Annotated in this window: 12 protein-coding genes; 6 read left to right on the forward strand and 6 right to left on the reverse strand. The window is 55.3% G+C overall.

Features of this window, described 5'->3' with window-relative positions:
* Positions 1-6: 6 nt before the first annotated feature.
* The 5 genes from ABD837_RS04980 to ABD837_RS05000 all read right to left on the reverse strand — a co-directional run bounded on the left by ABD837_RS04980 (position 7) and on the right by ABD837_RS05000 (position 2,152).
* Positions 7-738 carry a hypothetical protein gene (locus ABD837_RS04980; protein WP_345051034.1) on the reverse strand — a complete coding sequence of 244 codons (732 nt, stop codon included), beginning with the start codon at positions 736-738 and terminating at the stop codon, positions 7-9.
* Between the two features lie 75 nt (positions 739-813).
* Positions 814-1,128, reverse strand: coding sequence for a DUF3846 domain-containing protein (locus tag ABD837_RS04985; RefSeq protein ID WP_345051037.1), 315 nt, complete (start codon positions 1,126-1,128; stop codon positions 814-816).
* Between the two features lie 68 nt (positions 1,129-1,196).
* A complete protein-coding gene (locus ABD837_RS04990) occupies positions 1,197-1,391 on the reverse strand; it encodes a hypothetical protein (RefSeq protein ID WP_345051039.1) in 195 nt (64 codons plus the stop codon).
* Positions 1,392-1,440: 49 nt separating this feature from the next.
* Positions 1,441-1,836, reverse strand: coding sequence for a hypothetical protein (locus ABD837_RS04995; RefSeq protein ID WP_345051042.1), 396 nt, complete (start codon positions 1,834-1,836; stop codon positions 1,441-1,443).
* Positions 1,829-2,152: a hypothetical protein gene (locus ABD837_RS05000; RefSeq protein WP_345051044.1), complete on the reverse strand. Its 324-nt coding sequence runs from the start codon at positions 2,150-2,152 to the stop codon at positions 1,829-1,831. Before ABD837_RS05000 ends, ABD837_RS04995 begins: the two co-directional genes overlap by 8 nt.
* Positions 2,153-3,177: 1,025 nt before the next feature.
* Between ABD837_RS05000 and ABD837_RS05005 the strand changes: the two genes are divergently transcribed.
* From ABD837_RS05005 to ABD837_RS05030, 6 genes are all read left to right on the forward strand, one after another.
* Complete coding sequence (locus ABD837_RS05005) at positions 3,178-3,435, forward strand: hypothetical protein (protein ID WP_345051047.1); 258 nt, start codon at positions 3,178-3,180, stop codon at positions 3,433-3,435.
* Entirely contained in the window at positions 3,419-3,841 is a 423-nt protein-coding gene (locus tag ABD837_RS05010; RefSeq protein ID WP_345051049.1) for a M15 family metallopeptidase, read from the forward strand. The genes ABD837_RS05005 and ABD837_RS05010 overlap by 17 nt, the downstream gene beginning before the upstream one ends.
* Before the next feature lie 191 nt (positions 3,842-4,032).
* Positions 4,033-5,247 (forward strand): hypothetical protein, encoded by a 1,215-nt coding sequence (locus ABD837_RS05015; RefSeq protein ID WP_345051051.1) that lies wholly within the window; start codon positions 4,033-4,035, stop codon positions 5,245-5,247.
* On the forward strand, positions 5,248-6,069 hold the full coding sequence (locus ABD837_RS05020; protein ID WP_345051054.1) for a hypothetical protein: 822 nt from the start codon (positions 5,248-5,250) through the stop codon (positions 6,067-6,069).
* A 168-nt stretch (positions 6,070-6,237) separates the two neighbouring features.
* Positions 6,238-6,501, forward strand: a complete 264-nt coding sequence (locus tag ABD837_RS05025) for a hypothetical protein (protein WP_345051056.1) — start codon at positions 6,238-6,240, stop codon at positions 6,499-6,501.
* Positions 6,502-6,542: 41 nt separating this feature from the next.
* On the forward strand, positions 6,543-10,139 hold the full coding sequence (locus ABD837_RS05030; RefSeq protein ID WP_345051059.1) for a hypothetical protein: 3,597 nt from the start codon (positions 6,543-6,545) through the stop codon (positions 10,137-10,139).
* 130 nt (positions 10,140-10,269) lie between these two features.
* On the opposite strand, the gene dnaB is transcribed toward ABD837_RS05030, so the two are convergent.
* Positions 10,270-11,679: a replicative DNA helicase gene (gene dnaB, locus ABD837_RS05035; protein WP_345051061.1), complete on the reverse strand. Its 1,410-nt coding sequence runs from the start codon at positions 11,677-11,679 to the stop codon at positions 10,270-10,272.
* Between the last annotated feature and the right edge of the window lie 8 nt (positions 11,680-11,687).

Below are 11,687 nucleotides of genomic sequence, written 5' to 3' on the forward strand. Positions count from 1 at the left end.
GGGGCATCAGGCGGCCTGCGCAAGGGGTACTGTTTCGGCAGCGGCTGGCTCCGGGCTTTGCGGGTCGTCCTCGGTGGGCACGATATAGCCGTGCTGGATGCGCATATCAGCAGCCCCGGTGTAGGTTTCGGCGCGCCAGATGGCAAAGTCGCGGGCGAAGTCGCGGCGGGCGGCTACCTCGGCCGCGTCGGCAGTCTCGTAGCTGAACTGGGCGATGTAGTAGGTGGCCGTCTTGCCGTCCTTGGTGGTCTGCTTCTTCTCGGCCGTGACCTTTACCGTCACGTCGGCCAGGGTCAGGTCGTCGTAAAACAGCGGCTCAATGAGGCGGTACAGGTTTTCGACGCTGTAGCCGTGGAAGAGCACGGCGCAGATGGCGCCTTTGTCGTCAGCAAAAAACAGCTCGGCCCACAGCTTGCGGCCCATGTTCAGGATATCATCCTGGAACACGCGCCAGGCCACCGGAATAAAGGAAAGCGAGCTGCCGAGCGGCGTGATTCCGCCGATGTTGAACTGGCCAGCCTTGGCATCGAAGCGCACTTGGCGCGGGTGGCCGGGCAGGTAGCGAAAGCGCGAGACCTGGGCCAGCTCGCCGGTGGCCTCGTTCAGCTTCTCGGTGAGGTAGGCGGGCACGGCAGTAGCGGGGCCGCTAAGCGTGAACACGGGAGCCTCGGGGGCGGTGGTGGGTGCGGCACCTGCTTCGGTGGTGGCGGTGCGCTGAGCTTTTACTTTGGTGGACATGATGGGAAATGGTTGGGGGGTTGGAAATGAAAAAGGTGGGGCCTGTTGGCGGCCGGCCCCGTCGCCGTGTGTGTGCTATCTGAATTGCTTGTCGTGGCAGAGGACGGCACGGCCCACGATGGAATCATGGCCGCGGGCCGCGGGCTGGTGCTGGTACCACAGGTAGGTCGCCAGCAGATTGAGGTAGGCCGGGTGGCGGAACTTGCCCTCGTCGTCGATTATCAAAATCAACTCGGGGGTGAGGCGGATGACATCGACCAGGCGGCAATCCAGCAGCGTGTACAATTCGGCCAGCTTGAAGCTGCGGCCGTTGGCGGGGCTGACCGGCTGCGGCTGGGCGCTGTGCGGGTCGAGCAAATGAGGCTGGTAGGAAGTAGCAGATTTGGACATGATGGAGGCTGTTTTAAGGGGCCGCCTGAACCGGGCGGCCCTGGTGAAAAAATGGATGAGGCGGGCGGCTAGTAGCCTTCGACCTCGAAAATCATCTGCTCGTACTCGCCATCTTCCCACCCTTGCTGCTCCTGCTCGTGGTAGTAGTGGGCCTGGCGCTCCCATTCCTCTTGCTGCTCGTAATAGGTGGCCTGGGCCTCATCAGCGGCCATTTCGTCGCCGCTTAGGCCGTTCAGCTCGGCCTCGGTTGGTTCGTATTGCATGACGTGTGGGAGTTAGTGGCCCGCGCCGGTGCGGGCGCGGGCCTGGTGGCTAGAAAAGTGGATAGCGGGCGCGGGCAGCCTGTAAGGCAGCGCCGGCGGGGCTGGCGTGGTAGGCCGCGGCGGCGGCGGCATAGGCGGCGCGGGCCTCGCGGTAGCGGATGATGGCGGCGCGCAGCCGGGCGAAGCGGCCAGCCTGGGAACGGTAGTCGTCGCGCAGCGCATACTTGGCGGCGCGGGCATCGAACATGGCCGAATGGGCGCGGGCCAGCGCGGCGGTGGCAGCTACGGCAGCCGGCGAAACGGGCGCTGGTGCTGGCCTGGGGGTGGCGGGTGGCCGGGGTGGATACTTGGCGGCTAGCCGGGCAAGGGTGGCGTGAAGGGCCGCCAGCTTGCCGGCAGCCGCACCCACGACGGGCGCGGCTGGGGCAATGGCGACGCTAGGCATGAGCGGGGACGCCGGCAAACTCATCCTCGGCTTTCATCACCTCCCACACGGCCCCGAAGGCATAGCCGGGGTGGGCAGCGCGCATGGAGCGGAACGCCTCGCGCAGGGCGTGAAACGGGCACTTGCCGGTGCCTTTAAAATCCGGGCGGGGCTGCCCTTCGGCGGGCTGCTGGGCCAGCTTGAGGCTGATATACCAGGAGGTGCCGCCCTGGTCGTAAGTGGCGGAGGACTGTGAGACCCAAATGCCGGCGAATGGGCAGAGGGCGGGGCCTTTCCAGGCGGCAGCAGCGAGCTGCAAAAGTTGGTTGGGTTGCATGGCTGTATGTGTTAGCCGTGGGTGCCCCGTGCCGTAGGCCTCCGGGTAGGGCGAGCGTCCGGGCCTCTCCCGGACTACATACTAAAGATACAAACTAAATGTTTGTAAACAAAACAATACGCAACCAATGTGTAGAATAATTTACTGTTTTTTTAAGCGCCGACGTGCTGATAAAATCATATTTTACAACCAGTGGGACAGGGTAGGTGCCGGAAATATGGGCGCGGCCGACCAGGCAAACCTAAATGCCTTTAAGCTCGGGTTTGGGGACGGCAGACCCCAATGGATACCCGGCGGAGCCGGCCTTGTGAGGGGGTAGTGGCCGACCAGCGGGAGGCTGCGGAGGCCGAGGAAGATGACCGGGCTTTGTTCAGCCGGGGCATAGATGCGGGGGCTTGGGGCACTCCCCAATGAGACACTCCGCGGAGCGGGCCTTGCTTCTGCCTGCGTGGCCTGAACGCAAACTTTGCCCGCAGGCGGCGGGCATTTTTCAGCCTGCGGCCTGCACCGGTTTTAGGGGAGCCAGCGGGCGGCGTGGGGCCTTTTTCTGGCCCTGCGCGGCACGGTGGCGGGGCAAGCCGGGCGAACGTAGCGCAGTGGGCGCAGCATCGCAGAGCCCACGGAGAAGAGTTGAGCCGGGCGGTGCGGTGGGTTGGCGGTAGCGGAGGCTGGCCGCACGAAGCGCCCGGAGCCCGGAGCAAGCGGAGGGAGGAACGACGTCAGGAGAGACGGCCGTAGCGCCGCGTAGGCGAAGGAAGCGGAGAGAGGCGGGCCGGAGCGTGGGACGATTGAGCCGAGAGAATCAGCGGGGCCGCTGGTGGCGGAAGTGTCGCGCTAAGGATGGTAGCCAAGCGACCAGAGGGAACTGCCTGCAGGGCCGGAGCGAAGCGCAGTGGCGGACAGCCTGGCCCGGAGGGAGCGCCCAAATAAGTACAATCAGGTGTGAAGTACAGCAGTCAAACAATGTTGCAAATTGTAACGTAAATTTGCGAAAAGCATTTTTACGCTCACTAAAACTTCGCATTATGTTTGGCAGCACGAAGGTCGGCCACATGGCCCAGATACTCAGCACGGCGCTGTTGGGGCAAGTCGCGGGAAACGAGCTGGTGCCGCCCGACCCGGACAAGATTGAGAGCTACGGGCACCTTATCATCCAAGTGCTGGTGGGCATCGTGACCATCTGGGCTACGATACGCAAGGCGCTGCAGAAGCCGGAAACGGTGGTGAAAGGGCCGGCGGTGGTGTTACCCCCTTTGCCTGTGGACGATGGTCGGGCTGAATAAGGAGCAGGCGGGCCGGCAAGCGCTCCGACTGGCGGGTGTGCGCGTGGAGCTGCGGGCGGCGTTTGCGCGGGCGCTGCTGGCCTGGGCGGCGCGGCCGGAGCTGGCGCGGCTGGGGCGTCCGATTGTGACGGAGGGGTACCGCAGCCCAGCTGCGCAGGACGCGCTATACGAGCAAGGGCGCACGAAGCCGGGGAACGTGGTGACGTACAAGCGGGGTGGCGAGAGCAAGCACAATGCGGTGCCGGCGCGGGCCCTGGATGTGGCCTTTCTGCTGAGCAACGGGCAGGTGAGTTGGTCGGCTAAACTGCTGACGAAGTTTGCGCAACTGATGAAGGCGGCCGATGCGCGGGTAGGCTGGGGCGGAGACTGGCCGAAGTTCAAGGACCGGCCGCACTTTGAGGTGTAGCTGCTTATTAAGCAGACCTGATGTTGAGCATGAGCTTCCATTTGCTTTGCGCATTTTCATGTCTACTAAATGCTACTGCCAAAGTTCATGATGGGGCCGTTGCTATTATGCTACCTTCGTGTTAGTGATAGTCGGGGGTGGCTTACACTTGTGTATTGCCTTCCACACTTCTATTAATGCAACTTAGTTCTATGGCAAAGCTGGCTTCCGAGGTAAAATCCCCTGCAGGGGCAGGACGTAAACGTCCGCAACTCAACATACCGATTAGTAGGCTTGAAGTGGACCCTTTGAATCCACGCATTAGTGATGATATTAAGGGCGGGACACAGATAGACATCCTGAAGGTACTCTACGAAGAGTTCGACTTGGAAGAAGTTGCTTACTCTATGGCAGCGAATGGCTATTTTGATGAGGAGCCTATTGTTGTTGTGCCCAAAAAGCTGCCCAAAGGCTTTTCTGTTAATAAATTTCCTACAATCGAGGCCCAACAAATTGAATTTGAAAGGCTAATCAAGGATGAGGAACTAAGCTTTGTCGTAGTTGAGGGCAATAGGCGAACGGCCACTGCTAAGCTTCTGCTTGATGGGAAACTTAGAAATACGGTTGGTGTCGACGACGACTTTCCTTCTCCGGCTACGACAAAAATCGCAGGAGACCTAAGTATAATACCCGCCATCCTCTACATGAATAGGGATGAAGTATCACCTTATCTAGGAGTTAGGCATATTATTGGGACCAAGCGGTGGCAGGCCTATGCAATAGCTAAATACATTGCCAAATACATTGAGAATCCAATATTTGCAAAAATCCCGCTCAAGCAAAGAATTAAAAATATACAAGAGCAGATTGGCGACAGAAGTGATGTCATACGCGACCAGTACATCAGCTACAAGTTGCTGGAACAGGCACAGGAAGAACCTGAGATTAATGCTAAGCCGGTAAAAAGTAAATTTTCTCTAGTTGGAGTTGCACTTGGCTCTCCAGCAATTAGAGAATATATTGGGTTGCCCGCATTGAGGCTGGTGGACTTAAGCAAGCCCACTGTTCCTACTGATAAAGTAGAAAATCTGGTAAGGCTGTTTCTTTGGATTTTTGGAAATGGCAGGGATAAAAGCCCCTTACTTACTGATTCTCGAAAAATCAGTAGCCGACTTGCTCCAGTGTTGGCTAGCGAGGAAGCAACTAGATTTTTAGTTAAAAACTCTGATTCAGAGTCAGCTCTAGATACAGCCTATGAGATGAGCGATGGCGAAAAAGCCTATGTCACAAGAAAACTAGAGGGGGCGGCGAAAAGTATTTCGGTGTCGATAAGCTACGCTTACAAGTACAAAAACGATAAAGACATTGCACTAGCGATAAAAGAATGCAGTGAAGCTATTGAGGCACTAAAAAACTCAATACGTTAAATGCTACGGATTCCAACTTATACCTCTTCGGCTATTATTGCTGATTGGATTGAACTCTATGTGATTGTGGAGGGGAAATCAATCTCTAAGTCCAAACTCCTCTCGAAAATACTAGCTCAGCATAATGCCAATGATGAAGCGGCAGTTGACTCTGCATTAAGCGAACTCGAGAGAAGAGCTAGGCTTTACGGCGCATACTCTTTCTATGCTGTCAACGGCACTGTCGTAAGCTTGAGTAGAACTGTTAAGTGGCGAAATCATCCTGAATATGTAATGTGCCTTATCTACTCCGCCCTCGGAGTAGTGAAGACGAACGATGGTGGCACTAAGCTATTTGAGCGCCTGTCTGCTGCCGCGCTACAGACTTACTTAGGTGGTGTAGTTAGAATATTAGGGCACCCAGCGAGCATGAGCCTTAAGCAGCAACTCACAAGCTTAGCGACTGAGTGCTTCGAGGAAATAGGCTTACCTCCACGGACGTATGATAAGGACCGTGGAGTTGATGTAGTTGGCTGGAAGCCACTACAGGACGGCCGCAGCTCACAAGTTTTTGTTTTGCTTCAATGCGCAGCAGGTAAGCATGCGGCCACGAAAAAACCCATTAGGCAAGACCATTGGAGTCGTTTCGTATTATGGGGAAATCGTACAATTCCAGGTATGTCGCTGCCAAAAACCGTTAGTGAAGGCGATTGGTCTAAAATGACTGACGAATTTGATTTGATATTGGACAGACCCCGGTTACTTTGGTTAACTGAGACGTCTAATAGCCACGATATTAAGCTCCGACAAAGCATTGTTCGCTGGTGTAAAGAACAACTCTAATCCATAGCGGTAGAGTGTTGAATAGGGTTGCCAGTGCCAAGCAGCCAAAACCATACAACGTCAACTTGTCTTGATATTAGGGACATGCTAACTTATGCTACTCTAATGACGGCCATCCTCTACCTCCCTCAACAGCCACCGCGGGTCGTGCCGACTGACGGACTTTGTATGCCCGACCCAAAAACGGGCTTTGCGCGGGTAACGGAACAAGTGCCGGCGCTGCTGGGCTGCAGGCCGGAGTTGGTGGACGTGCTGGCCTGCGGGCCGGAGTACGTGGCATACTCCGTGTTCGACTGCGAGGGTGAAACCAACCAAGCCGCAATGGCGGCCGTGGCGGCAGTTACGGGGGTGGCGTTTAAAGCTGAGGATGAAGACGCTGTGTTACGTGGGGCAGTGCTTGTAGTGAGTGGACACAAAGAAGACATCTATTAAAAAGTGAGCAGCTACTAAAATGCTTTTTTATGCTGAGTGGAGTGGTCTTTTTCCTTAAACAGTTAGATGGGCCACTCGCACGGTGGGTTGGCTATATCTATTGCCCTGCTCTAAAGCGGCCGTTTTTTGTGAATGAGCAACGAATGGTCAAAGGGGCTACACAGCCTGTATTGGGAGCAGTAGTAGATTTCAAGGAGGGCGCAACTCAAGAGGGCAAAGAGTTCGCAGCTGCTTCCTCTGTGCGGGAAAGTGTTACTTCTTATGACTCTGCCGAGCCGTTGATTTCTTTAGACACTATTGCTTCCATCTACCGACTTACACCGCAACTTATTAGGGCTAGAATAGAAAACAAATTCCCGTCGCTACATGAAGAAGGAGGTGAAATTCTGGTTTCCATTGCACAAATCAAAGCTTTAGCCAGTTGGTCGACAAATAGCATAAGTGTAAAGAAAACTGAGGCTAAACCACTGGGTCCACCTGACGACCAGCTACGATTCGGACAGTTAGTGAGGCATGAGTTTGACCGGGGTTTTGGCTTTGTTAAAGAGCAAGGGAAAGGCAAGGCTGAATTTTTTGCACATGTCAAGACTTTAAAGTTCGAGCCCAATCTCAACGATTGGCTAGTATTCGCGGTAGGAGCAGACGGCCGAGTTTCGTGGGCGCGAAAGCCCGCACAAGCTTTACCTTGGCTACGAAGGAGCTACACTACATTTAGTGTGGCCGCGTTGGATGAATTATTTCAACTAGGGGAACAAGAACTCGCCGAAGAAGTCTTGGCCTTCCGCATCGAGCGGATTTTGACAGCGAAGGCAGAAGCGCATGTGCCAAATGGAGAAGGACTGTTGGAAAAAGTCCAGAGGTTTTTACCTCAAAACCTAAGCTATGCCTACGAGCGGCTGATTGTAGATTTAGAGGGTATAGGCAAATTGCGATTGTGGGGACGATTCGGAAATGCGGCAGACGCACCATTTTTCATAGCGACGCTAGATGATGCTTATCAAAGGACGCTGAATCAACAGGCGGCTGAAATGCCTCGCGAGGAAATGTTGGGCTTGCTTGACCTTGGCAGACAACAGGCTAATGCTGAAGCAGTAGTACAGGCATGGTGGCCAACCCACAAAATTGAGGGAATGGCAGAGGCAGAGCGAGTTGAGGCGTGTATCTCACTCTTCAAGTGGCTGCGCGAATGGTATGAGTTTCTTTCGGTTTGCGACCTAACACCTTCTGGACGTACTTCCTGTATGGAACGCTGGCGAGTGCTATCTAACGCGCTACGCGCACATTTCGCACTGGTGGGGGGCGTTAAGCTTGGGGCCTCGATATATGAAGCAAATGGCATGCTGCTGCCTGTTCCTGAGCTGGTTCAGGAGAAAGCAGACCAGCTTCCTAAAAGTGTGTTATTGGAGTTAGTCCGGGACGGTGGAGAAGTAGGCTACTTGGCACTGGGTGTGGCATTGCGACGGTTGGGGAACGTAGATACAGAGGTTAAATACGAGAGCCTGCGTGAGTGGCTCAACAGAATCAAGCCTCTACAGACGGACAACCCTGAATGGATGAAGTCAGTGATGGTGGCGGTAGATAAAGCTTGCTCATCGGTATACCGCTTGAACCTATGGAACGCAGGATTTCTTCCCGATTTAGATTGGCAAGAGATTACAGGCTGTCTAGAGATAGAATCCGCTCGAATAGTAGCGTTTGACGGCAACAACAAAGACATTTTGAGGTTGGCGGCGGCGCACCGCGTAATAAATCTGGAATTACTGGATTCGACCACTGCTTACAGTTATGTACTTAATTTTCTAAATCAACTAAGCGGGAAGTACCCTGTTAACATACGTGTCGTCTGGAATCCTAACGGGTGGAAGTGGCAAAAAGCGCCGCTAAATCAAGCGTCTTTCGCTGCTTTAGTGAAAAGTATCTTGGATGGAGGTGATACTCAATTGCAACACTATCTGTGGCGGGCAGGGGCTATTGAAACGCCTGCATACGGCCACATTTATGATGAGATTAACCGCTGCGCCGATGGATTCGATAGAAGTAGTGATGAAGCTGCTTGGATACCCGGCCATGAGTTGATAAAGTCGCTAAATGAAACAGGCCGACTGGCGTTTCTGGACTGGATGCTTAATAAAGGCCACATTAAGCAGGTGTCAGGCTGGAACGACAAGCTTCTACATAGCTGGCTTACAAATCTGCCAGATACTCAGGAGAAGCAGGAGACTTGGAACCGCTTGTTAACCGCGCTGACTACGCCCGCCATGTTGAAGCTATGGCTGGCCGATGTTGTGGAGCACTACGACTTCGAGGCCTACCGGCTTTTGGTATTTACGCTCCCACCAGCTGACCAAATACTTTTTCTGCGCAAGACATTCAAATTGCTAGCTGCTGAGGATTTGCAGTTGACGGCAAATCAGTTGAATGGTATCGTCAGATACAGTCGTAGCGAATTAGGCGGGGGGCCAGCCTTGGACTATTCGCTTGATTTGGCCCTGACAGTACTTAATTTATTGGCCAAAGATGGAGCGTTGCCAACCGAGAAGGATATAGTTGAGGTTGTCTGTCGCTACATCAGGGAAGACACGACTTCCTTGACCCTTATAGGAAAGGCTCTATTTGCTCCGTGCTTAGGGCGTTCCGAAGTAGAAAAAAAACGTGCGCCGAGCAAAGATGTCGTGAAAGGCCGGATAGGGGAAATTGAGTACCCGGCATCAACCGATAAAAAGACGGTCTTCGTAGATGGCGTCGCACTCAGCGTTGTTGACAACAAGGTTGAGTTGTTCGGGGATGCTTGGCCTGTCAGCTGGAATGTTAAGTTTGGATATGATTACTCCCCGGGCGATAACAACATTGACCTTAAGCCAGCTGCCATCAGCCTTTGTGAGGGCCGGTTAGCTTACAAGCCGGATACTGACTCACAATTACCCATTTGGTGGTGTTGCAATCGTCCATGCTTCAAGCCTAATCAAGATGGAAGAGCAACAGAAGACTGGCAACAGTTCACGTTAGTGGACTTTATAAATATTTTGAAATTGCCATTTGATGCCCATGCATACTACAGCTTCGTAGGCTTGATAAATCGAGTTAACAGGCTGCTGACACGTTTGCAGTGTCGGTGCTGCAACCACATTTTGCGTCCTGTTGGTCAATCGGACTTCAATTTTTACCGGGCTAATCGTTTCAGATGCACGAACCGAGAATGTGAGATTAAGGGGATAGAGGTCTACTTAAGTCACTGTCTGAACGGCTATTGCATGAGCGTAATAGACAGCAGGGATTCTAGTAGGTGTTCATACAGAACTGAGGGTAGTCCGGACAAAGAGGGTATGTACGTCTGCGCGAACTGCGGAGGTTGCTGCTCAAAGCAAGCACTGGTCCGTCGAAAAGAAAACCTGGAAAAAGTATACCCGCCCGAGATGCTAACCACTCACGCGCAATACCATTTGATTGCCGAAAATTTAGCCAAGAGGCTTTACCATTGGGAACGAATGCGCGTCTTTTGCTATAAATGCACAAAGCCCATGCAGCAACGGCACCAGCAGGCCAATTACACTTGTTCTGACTGTAAGGTTGAATACGGGCGAGACGTGGTGCATATTGAAGTTGCCAGACGAAAGAGCCTGACTGAGGAAGACGCTTGAACCAACTAAAATGGCGCTATATGCTTCCACTGCTTAAGTAGTTGCCGGAATTGCAGGAGCAAAGGCTCACAAAACCATTGAATGATTTTGCTACAGTCACAGCAATTCGTAGCAGGTGCCAGGGAACAGCTTAATTGAGATTAGCGGATAGTAAATCGCTAAATACGCCGCGACGCAGGTTGCAGGCGGCAATGAGTTCGTCGGTGGCGCCGTTTCGGTGCTTGGCAATGTCGAACAGGATGGTGTCAGCTGTGGGGGTGCCGTCTTCGTACTCGGCGATTTTGTAGTATTCGCCGCGCCAGAGGAAGATGATGCAGTCGGCATCCTGCTCTAGGCTGCCGGACTCGCGTAGGTCGGAAAGCATGGGGCGCTTCTCTCCGCCACGTTTTTCCACGTCGCGGGAGAGCTGGGAGAGGGCGATGACGGGGGCATTTAGCTCTTTAGCCAACTCTTTCAGGCTGCGGCTGATGCTGCCTACTTCCTGCTCACGGTTGCCTTTGGTGTCACCGCGCATGAGTTGAATGTAGTCGACCAGGACCAGGTGCAGGGGCTGCTGGGCGTGGAGGCGGGCGCACTTGGCGCGCAGCTGCTGAATGGTGAGGCCGGGGGTATCGTCGATGTAAAGCTGGTGGCCGTGGGACTGGAGGCGTTGGGCCTGCTGGCGGACGTGGGCTACCTGTTCGAGGCCACCGGGGAGGTTGCCGCGGCGCAGGTCGGAATTGCTGTAGCCGGGGACTTCGCTGGCTACCAGGCGCTGCATGAGTTGCAGGGTGGGCATTTCGAGGCTGAAGACGGCGGTATGGTGGCCGTGGTCGAGGGCGGCGGTGCGGGCGAAGTGGAGCAAAGCGGCGGTTTTGCCCATCCCGGGCCGGGCGGCGAGGATGATGAGGTCGCCGGGCTGCCAGCCGCCGGTGAGGCCATCGAGTTGGGTGAGGCCGGTGGGGATGCCGGTAAGGCCTTGCTGTTGCACGGCGTGGGCAAGGTGGTCGAAGGTGGCCGGGAAAGCGGCGGCGGCCGTCTGGCCGGGGCGGGTTTCGAGGGCGCGGTGAAGCGTGGTGAGGTGGGTTTGGGCGTCGGTGAGCAGGGCCAGCGGGTCGCGACTGTCGTCGTAGGCGTGGGCCGTTAGCTCGGTGCCGGCGCGGATGATGACGCGGCGGGCGTGCTGCTCCTGCAGGATGCGGCAGTGCGTATCGAGGTGGGCAGCGGAGTTGATGCGCTGGGTGAGCTGAGCCAGGAAGATGGCGCCGCCGGTGCGTTTGAGGGTGCCGCGCACGCGCAGGTGCTGGGCTACGGTAAGCAAGTCGGCGTGGCTGCCTTGCTGCACGAGGTCACGGATGGCCAGGTACACCTGCTGGTGGGCGGCGGAGTAGAATACTTCCTCGGTGGTGAGTGTGACCAGCAGGGTGCGCTGGGCATGGGCTTCGAGCAGGGCCGCGCCGAGTACGGCGGCTTCCAGTTCCAGGGCCTGGGGCGGCAGATGCCCACCAGTGGGCGCGGAAACAGTGGGACGAACGGATGCACTGAACTTGGACGGTTGCATGGACGGCA

Origin of the sequence: Hymenobacter glaciei (genome assembly GCF_039539585.1) — a bacterium.
Classification (GTDB): Bacteria; Bacteroidota; Bacteroidia; order Cytophagales; family Hymenobacteraceae; genus Hymenobacter; species Hymenobacter glaciei.

Bases quoted from the DNA above. Each gene is read 5' to 3' on its own strand.
- ABD837_RS04980 (WP_345051034.1), bottom strand. From the start codon at position 738: ATGTCCACCAAAGTAAAAGCTCAGCGCACCGCCACCACCGAAGCAGGT.
- ABD837_RS04985 (WP_345051037.1), bottom strand. From the start codon at position 1,128: ATGTCCAAATCTGCTACTTCCTACCAGCCTCATTTGCTCGACCCGCAC.
- ABD837_RS04990 (WP_345051039.1), bottom strand. From the start codon at position 1,391: ATGCAATACGAACCAACCGAGGCCGAGCTGAACGGCCTAAGCGGCGAC.
- ABD837_RS04995 (WP_345051042.1), bottom strand. From the start codon at position 1,836: ATGCCTAGCGTCGCCATTGCCCCAGCCGCGCCCGTCGTGGGTGCGGCT.
- ABD837_RS05000 (WP_345051044.1), bottom strand. From the start codon at position 2,152: ATGCAACCCAACCAACTTTTGCAGCTCGCTGCTGCCGCCTGGAAAGGC.
- ABD837_RS05005 (WP_345051047.1), top strand. From the start codon at position 3,178: ATGTTTGGCAGCACGAAGGTCGGCCACATGGCCCAGATACTCAGCACG.
- ABD837_RS05010 (WP_345051049.1), top strand. From the start codon at position 3,419: ATGGTCGGGCTGAATAAGGAGCAGGCGGGCCGGCAAGCGCTCCGACTG.
- ABD837_RS05015 (WP_345051051.1), top strand. From the start codon at position 4,033: ATGGCAAAGCTGGCTTCCGAGGTAAAATCCCCTGCAGGGGCAGGACGT.
- ABD837_RS05020 (WP_345051054.1), top strand. From the start codon at position 5,248: ATGCTACGGATTCCAACTTATACCTCTTCGGCTATTATTGCTGATTGG.
- ABD837_RS05025 (WP_345051056.1), top strand. From the start codon at position 6,238: ATGCCCGACCCAAAAACGGGCTTTGCGCGGGTAACGGAACAAGTGCCG.
- dnaB (WP_345051061.1), bottom strand. From the start codon at position 11,679: ATGCAACCGTCCAAGTTCAGTGCATCCGTTCGTCCCACTGTTTCCGCG.